The 20442-nt window shown below is 67.3% G+C and carries 15 protein-coding genes; 14 read left to right on the top strand and 1 reads right to left on the bottom strand.

Annotated features, from left to right (window positions below):
• The first annotated feature begins 17 nt into the window (after positions 1-17).
• From ACFOOL_RS00770 to ftsA, 9 genes are all read left to right on the top strand, one after another.
• The gene (locus tag ACFOOL_RS00770; RefSeq protein WP_380093991.1) at positions 18-1460 is read left to right on the top strand and encodes a UDP-N-acetylmuramoyl-L-alanyl-D-glutamate--2,6-diaminopimelate ligase; all 1443 of its coding nucleotides are present in this window, start codon (positions 18-20) and stop codon (positions 1458-1460) included.
• 41 nt (positions 1461-1501) lie between these two features.
• Positions 1502-2914: a UDP-N-acetylmuramoyl-tripeptide--D-alanyl-D-alanine ligase gene (locus tag ACFOOL_RS00765; RefSeq protein ID WP_380093990.1), complete on the top strand. Its 1413-nt coding sequence runs from the start codon at positions 1502-1504 to the stop codon at positions 2912-2914.
• Between the two features lie 9 nt (positions 2915-2923).
• Positions 2924-4009 carry a phospho-N-acetylmuramoyl-pentapeptide-transferase gene (gene mraY / locus ACFOOL_RS00760; RefSeq protein WP_380093988.1) on the top strand — a complete coding sequence of 362 codons (1086 nt, stop codon included), beginning with the start codon at positions 2924-2926 and terminating at the stop codon, positions 4007-4009.
• Between the two features lie 286 nt (positions 4010-4295).
• Complete coding sequence (locus ACFOOL_RS00755) at positions 4296-5459, top strand: FtsW/RodA/SpoVE family cell cycle protein (protein ID WP_380095884.1); 1164 nt, start codon at positions 4296-4298, stop codon at positions 5457-5459.
• A complete protein-coding gene (gene murG / locus ACFOOL_RS00750) occupies positions 5456-6577 on the top strand; it encodes an undecaprenyldiphospho-muramoylpentapeptide beta-N-acetylglucosaminyltransferase (protein WP_380093986.1) in 1122 nt (373 codons plus the stop codon). The genes ACFOOL_RS00755 and murG overlap by 4 nt, the downstream gene beginning before the upstream one ends.
• A complete protein-coding gene (gene murC / locus ACFOOL_RS00745) occupies positions 6574-7992 on the top strand; it encodes a UDP-N-acetylmuramate--L-alanine ligase (protein WP_380093985.1) in 1419 nt (472 codons plus the stop codon). The genes murG and murC overlap by 4 nt, the downstream gene beginning before the upstream one ends.
• Positions 7993-8023: 31 nt before the next feature.
• Entirely contained in the window at positions 8024-8944 is a 921-nt protein-coding gene (locus ACFOOL_RS00740) for a D-alanine--D-alanine ligase (protein ID WP_380093983.1), read from the top strand.
• On the top strand, positions 8932-9810 hold the full coding sequence (locus ACFOOL_RS00735) for a cell division protein FtsQ/DivIB (protein ID WP_380093981.1): 879 nt from the start codon (positions 8932-8934) through the stop codon (positions 9808-9810). Before ACFOOL_RS00740 ends, ACFOOL_RS00735 begins: the two co-directional genes overlap by 13 nt.
• Positions 9807-11120, top strand: a complete 1314-nt coding sequence (gene ftsA / locus ACFOOL_RS00730) for a cell division protein FtsA (RefSeq protein ID WP_380093979.1) — start codon at positions 9807-9809, stop codon at positions 11118-11120. Before ACFOOL_RS00735 ends, ftsA begins: the two co-directional genes overlap by 4 nt.
• A 184-nt stretch (positions 11121-11304) precedes the next feature.
• On the opposite strand, the gene ACFOOL_RS00725 is transcribed toward ftsA, so the two are convergent.
• Positions 11305-11766 carry a VOC family protein gene (locus ACFOOL_RS00725; protein WP_380093978.1) on the bottom strand — a complete coding sequence of 154 codons (462 nt, stop codon included), beginning with the start codon at positions 11764-11766 and terminating at the stop codon, positions 11305-11307.
• A gap of 237 nt (positions 11767-12003) precedes the next feature.
• Between ACFOOL_RS00725 and ftsZ the strand changes: the two genes are divergently transcribed.
• The 5 genes from ftsZ (at position 12004) to ligA (ending at position 20311) form a co-directional block, all read left to right on the top strand.
• The gene (ftsZ, locus tag ACFOOL_RS00720) at positions 12004-13656 is read left to right on the top strand and encodes a cell division protein FtsZ (protein WP_380093976.1); all 1653 of its coding nucleotides are present in this window, start codon (positions 12004-12006) and stop codon (positions 13654-13656) included.
• 107 nt (positions 13657-13763) lie between these two features.
• Positions 13764-14720, top strand: coding sequence for a UDP-3-O-acyl-N-acetylglucosamine deacetylase (gene lpxC, locus ACFOOL_RS00715; protein ID WP_380093974.1), 957 nt, complete (start codon positions 13764-13766; stop codon positions 14718-14720).
• 94 nt (positions 14721-14814) lie between these two features.
• Positions 14815-15660 (top strand): outer membrane protein assembly factor BamD, encoded by an 846-nt coding sequence (locus ACFOOL_RS00710; RefSeq protein WP_380093972.1) that lies wholly within the window; start codon positions 14815-14817, stop codon positions 15658-15660.
• 401 nt (positions 15661-16061) lie between these two features.
• Positions 16062-17732 (top strand): DNA repair protein RecN, encoded by a 1671-nt coding sequence (recN, locus tag ACFOOL_RS00705; protein WP_380093969.1) that lies wholly within the window; start codon positions 16062-16064, stop codon positions 17730-17732.
• A 368-nt stretch (positions 17733-18100) separates the two neighbouring features.
• Positions 18101-20311, top strand: a complete 2211-nt coding sequence (ligA, locus tag ACFOOL_RS00700; RefSeq protein ID WP_380093967.1) for an NAD-dependent DNA ligase LigA — start codon at positions 18101-18103, stop codon at positions 20309-20311.
• Positions 20312-20442 lie beyond the last annotated feature (131 nt).

The raw sequence follows: 20442 nt of genomic DNA, 5'->3' as shown, positions 1-20442 counted from the left end.
CAGAAGGATTTGACGCCGTGTCAATCAGCGTAACCCAACTGCTCGAAGGCTCCGGCGCCCGCCCGAAAAAGGGGCTGGGCGCGGTTTTCGGGCTGAATTCGGACAGCCGGCGGATCGAGCCGGGCGACGTCTTCTTCGCGCTGCCGGGCGCGAAGGTGCACGGCAATCAGTTCATTCCCGACGCGGTGGAGCGCGGGGCGCTGGCCGTGGTCACCGATATCGCCCCGCCGGGCGATCCGGGCGTGCCCATCATCGTGGTCAAGGATGTGCGGGCGGCCTATGCGCGCGCCGCCAGCCGGGTATTCGAGCCGCAGCCCGAAATCCTGGTCGCCGTCACCGGCACCAATGGCAAGACCTCGGTGGCCTCCTTCGTGCGCCAGATCTGGGACCATGCCGGCGTTCCCGGCGCCAGCATCGGCACGCTGGGCATCGAGACCTCGCGGCGGCGCATCGAGGGGGCGCTGACCACGCCGGATTCGCGCACGCTGCATCAGGCCATGCGGGCGCTCAAGGCGCAGGGCATCGACCACGTGGCGCTCGAGGCCTCCAGCCACGGCCTCGACCAGCGCCGGCTCGACGGCATCCATTTCGAGGCGGTGGCCTTCACCAATCTCAGCCGCGACCATCTCGACTACCACGCCGACATGGACGAATACCGCAACGCCAAGCTGCGCCTGTTCACCGATCTGCTGGTCGATGGCGGCGCCGCCATCGTCAATGTCGACGATCCCGAGCACGAGCAGTTCATGTTCGCCGCGCTCACGGCCAGCTCCACCTTGCTGACCGTAGGGCGCGAAGGGGCCTATATCGAAATCCTCTCGATCCGGCCCGAAGGCTATGGCCAGCGGGTCGAGGTGCGCCATATCGGGGAAAAGGTCAGCTTTCACCTGAAGATCCCGGGCGAGTTCCAGGTGTCCAACGCGCTGATCGCGGCGGCGCTGGCCATGTCCTCGGGCGTCGACAAGGCCGACGCCTTTGCTGCGCTGCCCGAGCTGGTGGGCGCGCGGGGCCGGCTGGAACTGGTGGCCGAGCATAAGGGCGCGGCCATTTTCGTCGATTATTCGCACAAGCCCGAGGCGCTGCGCGTCGCGCTGGAGACGCTGCGGCCCTATGCCGGCGGCAAGCTGCATGTGGTGTTCGGCTGCGGCGGCGACCGCGACCGGGGCAAGCGCCCGCAAATGGGCGAGATCGCCAGCCGGCTTGCCGATGTGGTGATCGTCACCGACGACAATCCGCGCACCGAGGACCCGGCCGCCATCCGCGCCGAGGTAATGGCGGGGGCGCCGGGCGCCCGGGAAATCGCCGACCGCAAGCAGGCCATCGAGGAGGCGGTGCGGGCGCTCGCTCCGGGCGACGTGCTGCTGGTGGCCGGCAAGGGCCACGAGACCTACCAGATCGTGGGCACCAGAAAATCCCACTTCTCCGATCACGAGGTGGTCGAGGCGGCGACGAGGGGGTAAGGAAGCAGGCGTAGGAAAATCCTCCGACCCCGGCCCCGCACATGACCCAGCCCCATTTCACCATTGCCAGCCTTCTCGCCGCCACCGGCGGGGTGGCGGAAGGCCTCGATCCCGCCGCCCCGGTCAATTCCATCTCCATCGATTCGCGCGAGCTGGGGGCCGATGCCCTGTTCGTCGCCATCAGGGGCGACCGCTTCGACGGGCATGATTTCGTCGCCGCCGCGCTCGCCAACGGGGCCGCCGCCGCGCTGGTCAGCCGCGATCCGGGCCCGGGCCGCATTCTCGTGCCCGATGCCCTGGGGGGGCTCGAAGACATTGCCCGGGCGGCGCGGCAGCGCAGCCGCGCCTTCATCGTCGGGGTGACCGGCAGCGTGGGCAAGACCACCACCAAGGAGGCGCTGCGCACCGTCTTCGAGGCGGCGGGCGAGACCCATGCCTCGATCAGAAGCTTCAACAACCATTGGGGCGTGCCGCTGATGCTGGCGCGGCTGCCGGCGACGGCGCAGTTCGGCGTTTTCGAGATGGGCATGAACGCCCCGGACGAGATCCGGCCGCTGAGCCGTCTGGTGCGCCCGCATGTCGCCGTCGTCACCAATGTCGCGGCGGCGCATCTGGAGCGGCTGGGCAGCCTCGAGGCCATCGCCCGGGCCAAGGCCGAAATCTTCGAGGGGCTGGAGCCGGGCGGCACCGCGGTGCTCAATGCCGATCATCCGCAGCTCGGCGTGCTGCGCGACGCAGCCCTCGCCGCCGGGGTTTCCGATATCGTCACCTATGGCTTCGCCGATGGCGTCGACTGGCAAATTCTCGATCCGCAAAATACCGCCGACCGGGCGTTCGCCACCGTGCTGCATGAGGGCGCGCGCCACGCCCTCGCGCTGGGCGCTCCGGGGCGGCACATGCTCTCCAACGCCACGGCGGCGCTGGCGGTGGCCTATCTGGCCGGCATAGCCCCGGAGGTCGCCCTCAAGGCCCTTGGCGGGTTCGGGGCGCAGCCGGGGCGGGGGCAGCGCCGGCTTCTGGGGCCGGCGGAAAAGCCGCTTCTGCTCATCGATGAAAGCTACAACGCCAATACCGCTTCCATGCTGGCGGCGCTGGAGGTGTTCGCCGCGGTCGAGGCGCCGGGCGGGCGCAAGGTCCTGGTGCTGGGCGACATGCTGGAGCTGGGCGAAACGGCGGAGGCGCTCCATGCCGGGCTGGCCGATGCGGTGCGCGCCAGCGGCGCGGCGCGCGTCCATCTGGTGGGGCAGCACATGGCGGCGCTGGCGGCGGCGCTGCCGGCCGGGCTCGTCGCCGGCCATGTCCTGCATGCCGACGAGGCCGCCGACGTGATCATGGACGCGCTTGCCTATGGCGATGCAGTTATGGTCAAAGGGTCGAATGGTGTCGGGCTCGGGCGCATCGTGACGGCGATTGCCGCCCGCTTCGGGCAGAGCGGAAACACCCAACCGGAATAGCGGAACAGTATGCTCTATTTTCTTGGTCAGCTGGGTGACGCTCTCGCCGCCTTCAACGTCTTCCGTTACATCACCTTCCGCACTGCCGGCGCGGTGGTGACGGCGCTGTTCTTCGTCTTCCTGTTCGGGCCGGGCATGATCTCGCTGCTGCGGCTCAAGCAGGGCAGGGGACAGCCGATCCGCGAGGACGGGCCTGCCAGCCACCTCATCACCAAGAAGGGCAAGCCCACCATGGGCGGGCTGATGATCCTGTCGGGGGCGCTGGTCTCGATCCTCTTGTGGTCCGACCTCACCAATGTCTATGTTTGGGCGGTGCTGCTGGTGACCACCGGCTTCGGGCTGGTCGGTTTCTGGGACGATTATCTCAAGGTCAAGTACCAGTCCCACAAGGGTTTTGGCGGCAAGCAGCGCCTCATCATCGAGGCCGCCATCGCGGTGGTCGCCTGCGTCATGATCGCCAGCCAGACCCAGGCCCCGTTCTCCACCTCGCTGCTGTTCCCCTTCATCAAGGGGTTGGCGCTGGACATGGGCATTTTCTACTTCGCCTTCGGCGCCTTCGTCATCGTGGGCGCCAGCAATTCGGTCAATCTCACCGATGGGCTGGACGGGCTCGCCATCGTGCCGGTGATGATCGCCGGCGCCTCGTTCGGGCTCATCGCCTATCTGGTGGGCAACCAGAATTTCGCCGATTACCTGTTCATCAACTTCGTGCCCGGCACGGGCGAGCTGGCCGTGGTGTGCGGCGCGCTGATCGGGGCGGGGCTGGGCTTTTTGTGGTTCAACGCGCCCCCGGCCCAGATCATCATGGGCGATACCGGCTCGCTGTCGCTGGGCGGGGCGCTGGGCGCCATCGCCGTCGCCACCAAGCACGAAATCGTGCTGGCCATCATCGGCGGGCTGTTCGTGCTCGAGGCGGTGTCGGTGATCGTGCAGGTCACCTCGTTCAAGCTGACCGGCAAGCGCGTCTTCCGCATGGCGCCGATCCATCACCATTTCGAGCATCTGGGCTGGACCGAAAGCCAGGTGGTGATCCGGTTCTGGATCATCGCCATCGTGCTGGCGCTGATCGGCCTGTCCAGCCTCAAGCTGCGCTAGAGCAGTTCAGTTTTTGGCGGAAGCGTTCTCTCAACGCCGTCATTGCCCGGCTTGTCCGGGCAATCCATCTTTGGCGCAAAAAAAGCACGGACCACCCGGACAAGCCGGGTGGTGACGGTGAAGAAAACGTCGATTCCAGATAAGATGGAAACGAGCTAGACGGCCGGAGCGACATGAGAGCTGATCGCCCCGGATTCGCAAAACGCGAAAATCCTTGGCAAATCGGTAACCATCGGTCCGGTACAATTTGCGTCAGTTTGTATCGAGTACCGGCATTTCCCCGATGATGTTCTCCCGCGCCGAAAAAACTCCCCTGGCCGAATGGTGGTGGTCGATCGACCGCGAATTGCTGGCGGCGCTGCTCATGCTGCTCACCTGCGGCATGGTGCTGAGCTTCGGTGCCAGCCCGGCAGTGGCCGAGCGCATCGGGCTCGATGAATGGCATTTCGTCATCCGCCACGCCGTCTTCTGCCTGTTCGCGGTGCCGGTAATGCTGGCGACCTCGCTGCTGAGCCACCGGCAGGCGCGCCTGGCGGCGCTGGGCACGCTCGCGATCATGGTGCTGCTGCTCTGGGCGACGCTGCGCTTCGGCACCGAGGTCAAGGGCGCCCGGCGCTGGATTTCCTTTGCCGGCCAGTCCATCCAGCCTTCCGAATTCGTCAAGCCGGCCTTTGCCGTCATCGGCGCCTGGCTGTTCTCCGAATATATGATCCACCGCAACGTGCCCGGGCGGCTCATCGCCACCCTTGTCATGCTGGTCATCGTGGCCGGCCTGTTGCTGCAGCCCGATATCGGGCAGACGGCGCTGGTGCTGGCCACCTGGGCGGTGCTGCTGTTCTTTTCGGGCATCTCCTGGTGGATCATTTTTGGCCTTGCGGGCGCCGCCGGCGGCCTGCTCATGGGGGCTTATCTGTTCTTCCCCCACTTCGCCCGCCGCATCGACACCTTCATCAATCCCGACGGTGGCGGCAACACCTACCAGATCGACCGGGCCCTGCAATCGCTGATGGAAGGCGGCTGGTTCGGGCGCGGGCCGGGCGAATCCATCGCCAAGAAGCTGATCCCCGACGCTCATGCCGACTATGTGTTCTCGGCTGCCGCCGGCGAATTCGGCATTCTGTTCTGCATCGGGCTGGTGGCGCTGATCGGCTTCATCGTGGTGCGCGCCATGCTGGCGGCGCAGCGGCAGACGAGCCTGTTCGCGCGGCTCGCCGCCTCCACCATCGCGGTGCAGTTCGCCATGCAGTCGGGCATCAATCTGGCGGTCAATCTCAATCTCATCCCGCCCAAGGGCATGACGCTGCCCTTCGTTTCCTACGGTGGCACCTCCATGCTGGCGGTGGCCTTCGGCATGGGGCTGATGCTGGCGCTGACCCGCACCAAGCCCGAGGAACGCATGACTACCGGGCTTCCCTCCTATCGCAGCGCCGTGGTAGCCCCCGCCGAATGAAAACCTTCGTCCTCATTGCCGGCGGCACCGGCGGCCATCTCTTCCCGGCCATGGCGCTGGCGCAGGAGCTGATCCGGCGCGGCCATGCCGTGGAGCTGATGACCGATCATCGCGTCGAAAGCTATGGCGCCGATTTTCCGGCCCGCCAGATCCATGTCGTTCCCGCCGCCACCCCTTCGGGCGCCAATCCGGTGCGCATGGCCGGCGCCGCCCTCACCATAGCGCGCGGCATCGGCGTTGCCTGGCGGGGTTTGCGCCGTCTGCGCCCCGACGCGGTGATCGGCTTTGGCGGCTATCCCACCTTTCCTCCCTTCATCGCCGCCAGCCTGCTCGGCATCCCCGGCATATTGCACGAGCAGAACGCGGTGATGGGCCGGGCCAACCGGGCGCTGGCGCGCTTCGCCGACGTGCTCGCCATGAGCTTTCCCGCCACCCGCTTCGCCGAGAAGCACGGCAATCTCGAAAAAGTGCTGACCGGCAATCCGGTGCGCGACCGGGTCCGCGCGCTTGCCGGACGCCCCTATCCGGCGCTCGACGGCAAGGGGCCGGTCCGTCTCGTCGTCACCGGCGGCAGCCAGGGGGCGCGGGTGCTGTCCGACGTGGTGCCGCTCGCCATCGCCCTGCTGCCCGAGGAGCTGCGCCGCCGGCTGCATATCGTGCAGCAGGCGCGCCCCGAGGATATCGACCGGGTGGCCGAGAGCTATCGCCGCTCGCGCACCGGGGTGGAGCTGGCCGCCTTCATCCCCGACCTGCCCGAGCGCATCGCCGAGGCGCATCTGGTCATCGGCCGGGCCGGCGCCTCCACCGTCACCGAACTGTGCGTCATCGGCCGTCCGGCCATTCTCATCCCGCTGCCCGGGGCGCTGGATTCGGACCAGATGCACAACGGGCTGTTCCTCGAAGAGGGCGGCGGTGGCTGGGTGGCCGAGCAGGCCACGGTTTCACCGCAATCGCTTGCCAATCGGCTGCTCGAGCTGCTGGCCGATCCGGGGCGTCTCGAGGCGGCCGCCGCCGCTGCCCTGTCGCTGGGCCAGCCGCAGGCGGTCGAGAAGCTGGCCGATCTGGCCGAGATGCTGGCCGGCCGGCATATCCAGTCCGAAGGGAGACCCATGAAATGAAGATGCCCCGCAATATCGGGCCGGTCCATTTCATCGGCATTGGCGGCATCGGCATGAGCGGCATCGCCGAGATCCTGCACAACCAGGGCTATGTGGTGCAGGGCTCGGACATGGCCGTCAATCCCAATGTGCAGCGCCTGCGCGACATGGGCATCAGGGTCGAGATCGGCCAGAGCGCCGACAATCTGGGACAGGCGGAAGTAGTGGTCGTCTCCTCGGCCATCAAGCGCGACAATCCCGAGCTGGTGGCGGCGCGGGCGCGGGCCCTGCCCATCGTGCGCCGGGCCGAGATGCTGGCCGAGATCATGCGCTTCAAGACCGCCATCGCCATCGGCGGCACCCATGGCAAGACCACCACCACCACGCTGGTGGCGACCCTGCTCGATGCCGGCAATCTCGATCCCACGGTCATCAATGGCGGCATCATCAACGCCTATGGCACCAATGCCCGGCTGGGGGCGGGGGAGTGGATGGTGGTGGAGGCCGACGAGAGCGACGGCACCTTCGTCAAGCTGCCCGCCGACGTCGCCGTCATCACCAATATCGATGCCGAACATCTGGACCATTACGGGGATTACGAGGGGGTCAAGCGCGCCTTCCACCAGTTCGTCGAGAACGTGCCCTTTTACGGCTTTGCGGTGATGTGCCTCGATCACCCGGCGGTGCAGTCGCTGGTGGGCGAGATCCGCGACCGCCGCGTCGTCACCTATGGCCGCAACCCGCAGGCCGATGTGCGGCTGGTTGACCTCGAGAACCGCGACGGCGTCCAGCATTTCTCCGTCGAGATCCGCGACCGCATCCGCCAGACGCAATTGCGCATCGACGGGCTGGAACTGCCCATGCCCGGCATCCACAACGCCCTCAACGCCCTGGCCGCCATCGCCGTGGCCGATCAGCTGCACGTGCCCGCCGAGGCGATCCGCAAGGGCCTCAAGGGCTTTACCGGGGTCAAGCGCCGCTTCACCCGCACCGGCGAGGTGGGCGGGGTTACCGTCATCGACGATTACGGCCATCATCCCGTCGAGATCGCCGCCGTGCTCAAGGCGGCGCGGCAATCGGCGCGGCGCGACGTCGTCGCGGTGGTGCAGCCGCACCGGTTCAGCCGCGTGCATGACCTGTTCGACGATTTCGCCGCCTGCTTCAACGATGCCGATACCGTCATCGTCGCGCCCATCTATGCCGCCGGCGAGCAGCCCATTGCCGGGGTCACCCATGAGGAGCTGGTCAACCGCATCCGCGCCCGCGGCCACCGCGACGCCCGCGTCCTCGATCGCCCCGAAGACCTCGCCCGCCTGCTGGCCGCGCGGGTCGAGGACGGCGACTATGTCGTGTTCCTGGGCGCCGGCAACATCACCCAATGGGCCGCCGCCCTGCCGGACGAGCTGGAAGCGCTGATGGGGAAGGGGGCGGCGTGATGGCACTGCAGTTTTTCGACAGGACCCTGCCATGACCAAGCATGTCGCCGTTCTCATGGGAGGGTGGTCCAACGAGCGCGAGGTGTCGCTGAGCTCGGGCCGCGAATGCGCCGCGGCGCTGGGCCGGGCCGGCTATCGGGTCACCGAGGTGGATGTGGGGCGCGACCTCGCCAATGTGCTGCTCGCGCTCAAGCCGGACGTGGCCTTCAATGCCCTGCACGGCCCGTTCGGCGAGAGCGGCATGGTGCAAGGCGTGCTGGAGCTTTTGCAGATCCCCTACACCCATTCGGGGGTTCTGGCCTCGGCGCTGGCCATGGACAAGCACCAGGCCAAGATCGTGCTCAAGGCCGCCGGCATTCCGGTGACGGATCATGTGGTCGCGGGGCGGGACGAGGTGGCGCGCGCCCATGTCATGGCGCCGCCCTATGTGATCAAGCCGATTGCCGAGGGCTCGAGCTTCGGGGTCTTCATCGTCAAGGCCGGCACCAGCCATCCGCCGCAGGAGATCCTGCGCGAGGACTGGAATTGCGGCGAGCGCGTCATGGTCGAACGCTATATCCCGGGCCGCGAGCTGACCTGCGCGGTGATGGGCGACGTGGCCCTGCCGGTGACCGAGATCGTCACCGATCTCGGCTTTTACAATTACGAGGCCAAATATGCGACGGGCGGTTCGCGCCATATCGTGCCGGCCGAGATTAAACCTAAAATTTACGACAAAGTGCAAAAGCTTAGCCTGGCCGCGCATGCGGCGCTCGGTTGCCGTGGCGTGACGCGGACGGATTTCCGCTACAACGACGCGGCCGGCGAGGATGGCGAGCTCGTCTGTCTGGAGATCAACACCCAGCCGGGCATGACCCCCACCTCCCTGGTGCCCGAGCAGGCCGCCCATGTCGGCCACGGCTTTGAGGATCTGGTCTCCTGGATGGTGGAGGACGCGAGTTGCAACAGGTAGGGAGCGAGACATTTCTCGCCGGCGCGCGGCCGGTCGATCCCCGCGCCCTGCCTGTTCCCGTCCGCACGCCGCGGCGGCGGCTCGCCAACCGGCTCAACCGCGCCTGGGTCCTGCATGGACGGGCCATCAGGCGCGGCCTGATGGTGGCGGCGCTGCTCTTGGGGGGGCTTGTCCTCTATCAGGTCCGCGAGCCCATCGGCGCCCTGGCCGCGGCACTGGGGGGCATCGCGCAGGGCAATTTCGCCCAGGCGGGGCTGGCCATCGGCGAAATCTCCATCACCGGCCAGACGCTGACCGCCGAACAGGATATTTTCGACGCGCTGGGCATCCAGCCGCACACCTCGACGCTGGCTTTCGACGTCGAGGCGGCGCGGCAGCGGATCGCCGAACTGCCGGCGGTAGCCTCGGTCAGCGTCCGCAAGACCTATCCGGGCGACGTCGAGGTGGTCATCGCCGAAAAACGGCCGGTGGCGCGCTGGCGGGTGGACGGCATCACCTTCGTCATCGATGGCCGCGGCGAGCAGATCGGCGAGGATGGCGGCGCCTATGGCGATTTGCCGCTGGTGATCGGGGACGGGGCGGCCGACGACGCGCTGGTGATGATCCGGGCGCTCGACGGCGTGCCGCGCCTCAGGGAGGGCCTGGTGGCGCTCTCGCGCATCGCCGACCGGCGCTGGGACCTCATCTACGACACCGGCCTGCGCGTGCAGCTGCCGGAGCAGGGCGTGGCGCAGGCGCTGCGGAACCTGCTCTCCTATCAGGCCGACTACCAGCTTCTCGACCGCGACGTCTCCATCATCGATCTGCGGATCGATACCGTCGTCGCGGTGCGCCCCAACCAGTCCGAAGACGCCAAGAAATCATGATGACCGATGCGATGACCTCCCGGCTGCGGCCGGTCCAGCCGGGCAAGACGACGCTGGTGGCGGTGCTCGATATCGGCTCGACCAAGATCTGCTGCGTCATTGCCCGGCTGGTGCCGCGCCCCGAGGGCCGCTCGCTGCGCGACCGCACCCACCAGGCCGAGATCATCGGCTTCGGCTACGGCCCTTCCGCAGGGGTCAAGAGCGGCGTCGTCACCGATATCGAAAAGGCCGAGCACGCCATCCGCAGCGTCGTGGGCATGGCCGAGCGCGCCGCCGGGCTGACGCTGGAATCGGTGCTGGTCAACGTCACCGCCGGGCGCCTGGGCTCGGAAACCTTTTCCGCCGCCGTCTCGCTCGACGGGCAGGAGGTGGAGAAGGCCGATATCGTGCGGGTGCTGAAGGCGGTCAATTCCCGCTCGGTGCGGCCCGAGCGCTCCATCATCCACGCCCTGCCCATCGGTTACGCACTGGACGGCCAGCGAGGCATCCGTGATCCCAGGGGCATGGTGGGCGAGAAGCTGGGCGTCGACGTCGCCGTGGTCAGCGCCGAGACCCTGGCCATGCGCAATCTCGAACTGGTGCTGCATCGGTGCCATTTGCAGATCGAGGCGCTGGTGGCCACGCCCTATGCCTCGGGCCTCGCCACCCTGGTCGACGACGAGGCGCAACTGGGCGTCGCCTGCGTCGATTTCGGCGGCGCCACCACCACCGTCTCCGTCTTCAATGACGGCCATATGGTCTATTCGGATGCCATCGCCATCGGCGGGCACCATCTCACCCTCGATATCGCCCGCCAGCTCTCGGTCAGCGTCGCCGATGCCGAACGGCTCAAGACCCTGCACGGCTCGGTGCTGCCCGGCCAGGCCGACGAGCGCGAGATGATCGCCATCCAGCCGGTCGGGGCCTCGCATGACGAGGCGCCGGGGCAGATTCCTCGCGCCGTGCTGACCCGCATCATGCGCCCGCGCATCGAGGAAATCCTCACCGCCATCCGCGACCGCATGCAGGCCACCGGCATGATGGACGTCTGCGGCCGCCGTTTCGTGCTGACCGGCGGCGCCAGCGAAATGACCGGCCTGCCGGAAGTGGCGCGGCGCATCCTCGCCCGCAATGTGCGCAATGGCCGGCCCATGGGCATTGCCGGCCTGCCCGAGCTGGCCCGCGGCGCCGCCTTCGCCACCGTGGCGGGCATGCTGGTCTATCCGCAGGTCTGCGCCCAGGAATATGTCGAGCCCCGCGGCTCGCGCCGCCTCATCGGCACCGACGGCTATTTCGCTCGCGTCGGCAACTGGCTCCGCTCGAGTTTTTAGCGGCCCACACCTCCACACACCCCGCCATTCCCCCGACACCTCCCCCATCGTCACCACCGGGCTCGTCCCGGTGGTCCAGGCGATGCCGCGTCACGCTAGATTGCCGGGACAAGCCCGGCAATGACGGCGGGTGTGGGGGTAAGCCGGCGCCGGGGTAGGCGGAAGCTCCGAAGATAGGAAATCCTCACTCCCCCGCATAAGCCTTTTGCACATCGGCCACGATGATCTTCCTCATCTTGAGCATGGCCTGCATGGCGCGGTCGGCGCCTTCCCGGTCGGGGCCGGCGAGCGCTTCGGTCAATTGCCGGGGCACCACCTGCCAGGAGAGGCCGAACCGGTCCTTGCACCAGCCGCATTGGCTTTCCTCGCCGCCCTCGCCGACGAAGCGGTTCCAGAAATAGTCCACCTCCTCCTGGCCGTCGCAGTCGATGACGAAGCTGACCGCCTCGGTGAAGGGGAATTCCGGGCCGCCATTGAGCAGCATGAAGCGCTGGTTCTCCAATTCGATCACGGCGGTGAAGGCGGGCCGATCCGGCTCGGGGCGGACCACCTCCACCACCCGCGCCGTCCGGAAGGTGGCGGTATAGAAATCGATCGCCGCGTCGATCCGGTCGTCGATCCACAGGCAGGGCATGATGCTGGTCATGACTGTTCTCCGATCACATTTGCATAACCATAAGGATATATACCATAGTGGTAATGCCGGAAAACCCGGCATGTCAATCCCTAAAACCCCCGGAATGCCGTGGTTAACGCGCCCTGAACGCGTAACGGCGCCGTGTCGCAATTTGCGCGGAAGTTAACCGCGACCGCGCATTTGTTAGGCTGGAGTTAACGAATGGGACGCTAAATCTTAACCAATCACGCCACTATGGGGCCACTCATGACCATCAATCTCACCATTCCGGACATCCAGGAACTCAAGCCCCGCATCACCGTGTTCGGTGTCGGCGGCGGTGGCGGCAATGCCGTCAACAACATGATCGAATCCGGTCTCGACGGGGTCGATTTCGTCGTCGCCAATACCGACGCGCAGGCACTGGCCCTCTCCAAGGCGCAGCGCATCATCCAGCTCGGCGTCGGCGTCACCGAGGGTCTGGGCGCCGGTTCGCATCCGGAGGTGGGCCGGGCGGCGGCGGAGGAGAGCTGGGACGAGATCAACGATCATCTCAGCGGCTCGCACATGGTGTTCATCACCTGCGGCATGGGCGGCGGCACCGGCACCGGCGCGGCTCCCGTGGTGGCGCGGGCGGCCCGCGAGCAGGGCATACTGACGGTTGGCGTGGTCACCAAGCCGTTCAATTTCGAAGGCAATCGCCGCACCCGGCTGGCCGATGACGGCATCGACGAGCTGCATCGCCATGTCGACACGCTGATCGTCATCCCCAACCAGAACCTGTTCCGGGTGGCCAATGAGAAGACCACCTTCGCCGATGCCTTCGCCATGGCCGACCAGGTGCTGTTCTCGGGCGTGGCCTGCATCACCGACCTCATGGTCAAGGAAGGGCTGATCAATCTCGACTTCGCCGACGTGCGCGCCGTGATGCGCGGCATGGGCAAGGCGATGATGGGCACCGGCGAGGCGTCGGGCGAGGATCGCGCCCGCCACGCCGCCGAGGCGGCCATCGCCAATCCGCTGCTCGACGATGTGTCGATGCAGGGTGCGCGCGGGCTCCTGATCTCCATCACCGGTGGTCCCGACCTCACCCTTTACGAAGTGGACGAGGCGGCCAGCCGCATCCGCGAGGAGGTCGATTCCGACGCCAATATCATCCTGGGCGCCACCTTCGACCCCAACCTCAACGGCACGGTCCGCGTGTCCGTGGTCGCCACCGGCACCGATGCCACCATGGTTCAGGCCATGGAGCCGGCCAAGCCCAGCGCCACGCGCACCCCGCTGGCGGTGAAGCGCCATGTCCCGGCGGCGCCCGCCGCCCCGCAGGCCACGCCGGCCATGGCCGAAGCCGAGGATATCGGCCATCAGGTCGAGGCCGCCGTGGCCGAAGCCTTTGCCGCCGAGCGTCCCGCTCAGGCTTACGCGCATGAGGACGACGGCATCGTGGTCGAGCCCTATGTTCCGGCCGCCGAGGCCCATGCCGAGCCGGAGGAGGCGCCGATGCTCGAGGAGCAGCCGATTCCCAGCGTCTATGTCCCCTCCCATGCCGCCCGCCCCGAAGGGCAGCGCCGCATGCCGCGCACCGACGAACTTCCCGCTGTTGCGCGTCGGACACAGGAGGCGCAAGAACGTCACGAGTCCGAGCCGCGCAATGCCCGGGCCCTGTTCAAGCGCCTCGCCTCCAATGTGGGCCTCAATCTGGGCCAGGCCCAGGACGAGCCGCGTGCCGAACCGCGCGCATCCCTGGCCGACGATGCCGCCGCCCGCAGCGCCATAGAGGCCGGTGGGGCAAGGACTGTGCGGGTTCCGCCGGCCAGCGAGGGTGCAAGGGGCAATCACGACGGCCATGGCCGCGCGCAACTGGCGCCGGCGCAGAAGGAGCACTTGGAAATTCCGGCTTTCCTGCGCAAGCACGGTTGATCCGGCGGTGATCTTTCTTCAAAAGCTTCTCGGCGCGGCTTCCGCGCCGAGTTTTTTTTGGCTAACAGTTGCGTGAGCGTGACGATCCGGGCGGAGTATCCTCAGGAATGAATAGACTTGCTACGCGCCAGCGCACGCTTGCCGGCGAAATCAGCTTTGCCGGATATGGCGTGCACGGGGCGCAGCCGGTCACGCTCAGCATCGGCCCCGCCGCGCCGGACAACGGCTACACCATCCGCCGCAGCCTGGGCGACGACGCCTTCACCAATCCGGTTCCGGTCCATCATTCGCGCGTCAGCCGCACCACCTTGTGCACCACGCTCGATCTGGGCGACAGCATCAGCGTCGCCACCGTCGAACACGTGGTCTCGGCCCTGTCGGGCATGGGCGTCGACAATGCGCTGATCACGCTGGACGGCCCCGAATGCCCGATCATGGACGGCTCGGCCTATCCCTTCGCCGCCGCCATCATCGAATGCGGCGTCGATATCCAGCCGGCCCAGCGCAAGTTCCTCAAGGTCATCCGCGCCGTCACCGTGCGCAACAACGACGCCTTCGCGGCGCTCGAGCCCTATAATGGCCGCGCGCTCGACCTCGAGATCGATTTCGACTCCAAGGTCATCGGCCGGCAGCGCATGATCTTCGACTGGACGCCGCGCCGCTATTTCGAGGACATTTCCCGCGCCCGCACCTTCGGCTTCGTGCGCGACGCCAAGATCCTGCGCCAGGCCGGCTATGCGCTGGGCTCCAGCCTCGACAATTCCATCACCGTGCACGAGGATCGCATCCTCAATCCGGACGGGCTGCGCTATGAGGACGAATTCGTCCGCCACAAGCTGCTCGACGCCATCGGCGATTTGTCGCTGGGCGGCTTGCCGATCTGGGGGCGCTTCCGCTCCTACAAGGGCGGGCACGCGCTCAACGCCCATGTCCTGAGCGGTCTCTTTTCCAGCGAGGCCAATTATGAGATAGTCGAGGCGGCGGACCTGCCGCTGGAATTCGAGGCGTTCGACGACCAGCCGGAAGGTCTCGAAGTTCATCACTATCTGCGGTCCGTGCGCTGACCGGTCCCCGCCGGGTCGGCTGCCGCCACAGTTTTGATCCATTTGCCAACTACGCCGCAACCCTTTGCGGGGTGACAGAGGAACGGGGCAATTCGTGAAGATTGACGTTGTAAGCCAGTTTTCCAGCCGGGTCGTCCGGTTCGCCGCCATCGGCCTCGTTGCCGCCATGCTGTCGGCCTGCGCCGGCGGCGGCCTGTTCGGGCCGCCCAAGGTCAAGGAAGAGCCCATCGTTCCGGCCGCCGCCCTTTATCAGGGCGCGCTCGATGACATGGACCGGCAATATTACCAGACCGCCATCCAGAAGCTCGAAAAGCTCGAGCGCCAGCATCCGCGCGATCCGCTGGCCGAGCAGGGCAAGCTGATGATCGTCTATGCCAATTACCGCATCGGTAAGTTCGACGAGGCGATCCTGGCTGCCGACCGCTATCTGGCGCTCTATCCCTCCGGCAAGGAGGTTCCCTACGTGCTCTGGCTCAAGGGCACCGCCTATTTCGCCCAGATCAAGGACATCACCCGCGATCAGCAGCTTTCGCGCGACGCGATCGACACCTATCAGATCCTGATCAACAATTATCCAAAGTCCGAGCACGCCATCGACGCCAAGGAAAAGCTCTTGGTCGCCTATGACCAGTTGGCGGGCAAGGAAATGTCGGTGGGGCGCTATTATCTGGGCAACGGCCAATATACCGCCGCCATCAACCGCTTCCGGGAAGTGGTGGAGAAGTGGCAGACCTCGACCCATATCGAGGAGGCGCTCTACCGCCTGACCGAGGGCTATCTGCTGCTGGGCCTCACCACCGAGGCCACCTCCGCCGCCGCGGTCCTGGGCCACAACTACCCGTCCAGCGAGTGGTACCGGCGCGCCTTCGAACTGCTCGGCAAGCAGGGCCTCGCCCCCGCGCTCAACTCCGGCAGCTGGCTCGCCGCCCATCGCAGCTAGAGCATCGGATCGAAAAGTGCGAAGCGGTTTTCGGACGAGTTCGGTGCTCTAGCAAATGGATAGAGCGCTCGATCCGATTGGGCAGGGCCTCGTCTTGTCTCCTCCTCGCCTCTTCCCGGTGTCATTCCCGCGAAAGCGGGAATCCCTGTTTATGTGAACGAGGCCGGCAACGGAGATTCCCGCATGCGCGGGAATGACCCTGCGAAAAAAGCGGCCACACATATGTGAGCCGCCTTCCTCCCCGCCCACAAAGCGTGTTGCCATTTTGTTCCGTTGCGCTAAGATGCGTGCCGTTTCGTCCTCCCGTCTTTGCTGTGGAAGCGCCCAGGGCGCGCCGGATGGAGGGGGCGGGGCGGTGCTATAGCGGAAGGATCGGCCCGCCGGGCCACGGGAAGCTCGCCATGCTCAATGCGTTGTCGGTCCGCAATATCGTCCTCATCGACCAGCTCGACCTGGCGCTCGACCAGGGCATGACCGTGCTGACCGGCGAGACCGGCGCCGGCAAGTCCATATTGCTCGATGCGCTGACCCTGGCGCTGGGCGGGCGCGGCGATGCCTCGCTGGTGCGCCAGGGGCAGGAGAGCGGGCAGGTGGTGGCGGTGGTCGAGCTGGCCGCCGATCATCCGGCGCGGGCGCTGCTGCGCGACAATGCCATTGCCGACGACGAGGACGTCATCCTGCGCCGGGTGCAGTTCGCCGATGGCCGCACCCGCGCCTTCATCAACGACCAGCCGGTGTCCGCCTCGCTGCTGCAAAAGGTCGGCAGCCAGATCGTCGAGATCCACGGCCAGCACGACGACCGGGCGCTGGTCGATGTGGCGACCCATCGCGCCGCGCTCGACGCTTTCGGGGAACTGGGCGCCGAGGCGGCGGCGGTGCGCGAGTGCTGGGCCGCGCTGGTCGAGGCGCAGCAGGCGGTCGAGGAGCAGCGGGCGCTGGTGGAGGCGGCGCTGGCCGCCGAGGACTATGCCCGCCACACCGTCGAGGAACTGGGCAAGCTCAATCCCGCGGCCGGGGAGGAGGACGATCTGGCCGAACGCCGCCAGCAGCTCCAGCAGGCCGAAAAGGCCGCGTCCGACGTGGTGGAGATCGACGAGATCCTCAATGGGCCGGGCGCGCCGGCGCCGGCGCTGGCCTCGCTGATGCGGCGGCTGATGCGCAAGGTCGATTCGGGGGGCGAATTGTTCCAGCCCATCGTCGAGGCTCTCGATGCTTCGCTGGTGACGCTGGACCGCACCGCCGAGGCGCTCGAGGAGCTGCGGCGCGAAATGGCCTTCGATCCGGGCGAGCTGGAGGCGGTGGAGGAGCGGCTGTTCGCGCTGCGCGCCGCCGCCCGCAAGCACCAGACGAGCTGCGACGGGCTGGCGGAGGTGCTGGCCCGGTATGAAAGCGACCTCGAAACGCTGCAAAGCGGCGAAAGCCGCCTGGTGGCGCTCGAGGCCGAGGAAGCCGGAGCCCGCGCCCGCTATCGCGAAGCGTCCGAGGCGCTCAGCGCCGGGCGGAAAAAGGCGGCCCGGGCGCTCAGCAGGGCGGTCGAGGCCGAGCTGCCCGACCTCAAGCTGGGCGGGACGAAATTCATCGTCGATCACCAGGTCGATGCCGGGCGCGTCTCCGCCGCCGGCTTCGACCAGATCGCCTTCCACGTGCAGACCAATCCGGGCACCGCCGCCGGGCCGCTGCTCAAGGTCGCCTCGGGGGGCGAACTGAGCCGGTTCCTGCTGGCGCTCAAGGTGGTGCTGGCCGATCGCGGTTCGGCGCCGGTGCTGATCTTCGACGAGATCGATACCGGGGTGGGCGGGGCGGTGGCCGATGCCATCGGCCGGCGGCTGGCCCGGCTCGCCGGCACGGTGCAACTGCTCGCCGTCACCCATGCGCCCCAGGTCGCGGCCCGCGCCAACCGGCACTTGCTCATCGAAAAGCAGATGGTGGAGGAGGGGGCCTTCATGCGCACCCATGTCCGTCCGCTCGATACCGGCGCGCGGCAGGAGGAGGTGGCCCGCATGCTGGCCGGCGCCGAAATCACCGACGAGGCCCGCGCCGCCGCCAGCAAATTGCTGGGCGCGGTGGGGTAGGGCGAAGCTCCCGGGCGGCGCAATAGAAGCTGTTGCGTTCCCCTCCCCCTTGAGGGGAGGGGTTAGGGGTGGGGGTTCCGCTCCATCGATATTCTGGATGAATCAAGCGGACTCCCGGATAATCCCGAACCCCCACCCTCGATCCCTCCCCTCAAGGGGGGAGGGAGGCGAAGGGGCCGGCATCGCGGATTTATCCATATGCAATTCCTCTCCCCCCTCAAGGGGGAACGAGGGTGGGGGTTCGGGCGGTTTCACGGGTCGAATGCAGCCGACGGATTTGCTATGGCTGCGGAACCCGCACCCCGGCCCTCCCCGGGGGAGGGTGCGATAGAACCGAAACCGCCGTGCTAGCTGGGTATAAGCATCCCATGTCCGATTTGCCGCTGAAAGACGTTGCCGACCTTTCCGAGGACGAAGCCCGCATCGAGCTGGAGCGGCTGGCCGCTGCCATTGCCGCGGCCGACATCGCCTATCACCAGCAGGACGCGCCCGAGATCAGCGACGCCGAATATGACGCGCTCAAGCGCCGCAACGACGCGCTGGAGGAGGCGTTTCCCGATCTGGTGCGCCCCGACAGCCCCTCCGGCCGGGTCGGGGCGGCGCCGGCGGAAGGCTTTGCCAAGGTGCGCCACATGGTGCCCATGCTCAGCCTCGCCAAGGCCTATACCGATCAGGACGTGGCCGATTTCATCGAGCGGGGCCGGCGCTTTTTCGACCGCGACAAGGACCTCGACCTCGCCTTCACCGCCGAGCCCAAGATCGACGGCCTGTCGGCCTCGCTGCGCTATGAGAACGGCGTCTTCGTGCAGGGCGCGACGCGCGGCGACGGCGCGGTCGGCGAGGACATCACCGCCAATCTGCGCACCATCGGCGATATTCCGTCCAGGCTGGCCGGCTCGGGCTGGCCGGAGGTGATCGAGATCCGCGGCGAGGTCTACATGACCTATGCGGAATTCCAGGCGCTCAAGGCGCGTGCCGCCTCCGCCGGCGGGCAGGACTATGTCAATCCGCGCAACACCGCTGCCGGTTCCCTCCGCCAGAAGGACCCCTCCATCACCGCCAGCCGCAATCTCAAATTCTTTGCCTATGCCTGGGGCTTTGCCAGCGCGGAGCCGGCGGCGACCCAATATGAGGCGGTGCGGAAATTCGCCGAATGGGGCTTTGCGATCAGCCCGCTCATGGTTCGCGCCACCTCCGCCGACGAGCTGATCGCCCATTACCGCACCATCGAGGCGCAGCGGTCCTCGCTGGGCTACGATATCGACGGGGTCGTCTACAAGGTCGACCGGATCGATCTGCAGAAGCGCTGGGGCTATGTCACCGGCGAGCCGCGCTGGGCCGTCGCCCATAAATTCCCTGCCGAGCGGGCGACGACGACGATCCGCGACATCGAGATCCAGGTCGGCCGCACCGGCACGCTGGCGCCGGTCGCCCGGCTCGATCCGGTCAGCGTCGGCGGCGTCACCGTGGTCAATGTGACCCTGCACAACGAGGATTACATCGCCGGCCGCGACAGCGCCGGCCTGCCGATCCGCGAGGGCAAGGATATCCGCATCGGCGACACCGTGGTCATCCAGCGGGCCGGCGACGTCATCCCCCAGATCGTCGACGTGGTCATGGAAAAGCGTCCCGCTGCCGCCCAGCCCTACCATATGCCCGAGACCTGCCCGGTCTGCGGCTCGCCGGCCGTTCGCGAGCACAATGAAAAGACCGGCAAGCTCGATTCGCGCCGCCGCTGCACCGGCGAATTGATCTGCCCGGCCCAGGCGGTGGAGGGATTGCGGCATTTCGTGTCGCGCGGCGCGCTCGACATCGAGGGGCTGGGGGCGGAAAACATCGAGCTCTTCTTCGGCAAGGGGCTGATCCGCACCGCCGCCGACATCTTCACCCTGCGCGACCGCCGGCCCGAAGTGCAGCAGGCGCTGGCCGAGCGGCGCGAGGAGCAGGCGCGGGCGCGCGAGGCGGCCTCGGGCCGGGTGCGCAAGAATGTCCGCGCCGTCGAGGACCGCAATTTCGAGGGGCTCGACAAGCTGTTCGCCGCCATCGACGCGCGGCGCGAGCCCGAGCTCGACCGCTTCATCTTCGCGCTGGGCATCCGCCATATCGGGGAAACCACCGCCGCGGCGCTGGCCCGCACCTTCGGCACCATGGAAGAGCTGATCCGCGTCGGCAAGGAAGTCGCCGCCGCCGAGGACCCCGTTTCCGTCTTTCCCTCCATCGACGGCATCGGGGGCACGGTGATCGAGGCGCTTTCCGGCTTTTTCGGCAATCGGCGCAATGACGACGTGCTGGAGGCGCTGCTGGGGCAGGTGCGCCCGAAACCCTATGTGGTCACCATTTCCGCCGACAGCCAGGTGGCCGGCAAGACGGTGGTGTTCAGCGGCTCGCTCGAGCGCATGACCCGCTCGGAAGCCAAGGCCATGGCCGAGCGCCTCGGCGCCAAGGTCGCCGGCTCGGTCTCGGGCCAGACCGACATCCTCGTCGCCGGCCCCGGCGCCGGCTCCAAGCTGACCCGGGCGCAGGAGCTCGGCGTCGAGGTGATCACCGAAGACGAATGGTTCGACCGCGTCGGCGGGTAGGGGATATCGTCGTCACCAAGGAGAGGTGCTGCTGCGCGCCTCCCCCGCACCGCTGCCGGGATTGCGAGGACATTTCAGCCCTCACCAAATCCCACCCGATGTGCCTCGATCCACCCCCCATCGTCACCACC

Origin of the sequence: Devosia honganensis (assembly GCF_042648785.1) — a bacterium.
GTDB classification, from domain to species: domain Bacteria; phylum Pseudomonadota; class Alphaproteobacteria; order Rhizobiales; family Devosiaceae; genus Devosia; species Devosia honganensis.
The sequence above is the reverse complement of the archived record's forward strand: the minus strand, read 5'-3'. Positions and strand labels throughout refer to the sequence as shown.

What these genes read in the sequence shown, in the direction of transcription:
- ACFOOL_RS00765 (WP_380093990.1), top strand. Translation starts at nt 1,502, where the DNA reads ATGACCCAGCCCCATTTCACCATTGCCAGCCTTCTCGCCGCCACCGGC.
- mraY (WP_380093988.1), top strand. Translation starts at nt 2,924, where the DNA reads ATGCTCTATTTTCTTGGTCAGCTGGGTGACGCTCTCGCCGCCTTCAAC.
- ACFOOL_RS00755 (WP_380095884.1), top strand. Translation starts at nt 4,296, where the DNA reads ATGTTCTCCCGCGCCGAAAAAACTCCCCTGGCCGAATGGTGGTGGTCG.
- murG (WP_380093986.1), top strand. Translation starts at nt 5,456, where the DNA reads ATGAAAACCTTCGTCCTCATTGCCGGCGGCACCGGCGGCCATCTCTTC.
- murC (WP_380093985.1), top strand. Translation starts at nt 6,574, where the DNA reads ATGAAGATGCCCCGCAATATCGGGCCGGTCCATTTCATCGGCATTGGC.
- ACFOOL_RS00740 (WP_380093983.1), top strand. Translation starts at nt 8,024, where the DNA reads ATGACCAAGCATGTCGCCGTTCTCATGGGAGGGTGGTCCAACGAGCGC.
- ftsA (WP_380093979.1), top strand. Translation starts at nt 9,807, where the DNA reads ATGATGACCGATGCGATGACCTCCCGGCTGCGGCCGGTCCAGCCGGGC.
- ACFOOL_RS00725 (WP_380093978.1), bottom strand. Translation starts at nt 11,766, where the DNA reads ATGACCAGCATCATGCCCTGCCTGTGGATCGACGACCGGATCGACGCG.
- ftsZ (WP_380093976.1), top strand. Translation starts at nt 12,004, where the DNA reads ATGACCATCAATCTCACCATTCCGGACATCCAGGAACTCAAGCCCCGC.
- lpxC (WP_380093974.1), top strand. Translation starts at nt 13,764, where the DNA reads ATGAATAGACTTGCTACGCGCCAGCGCACGCTTGCCGGCGAAATCAGC.
- recN (WP_380093969.1), top strand. Translation starts at nt 16,062, where the DNA reads ATGCTCAATGCGTTGTCGGTCCGCAATATCGTCCTCATCGACCAGCTC.
- ligA (WP_380093967.1), top strand. Translation starts at nt 18,101, where the DNA reads ATGTCCGATTTGCCGCTGAAAGACGTTGCCGACCTTTCCGAGGACGAA.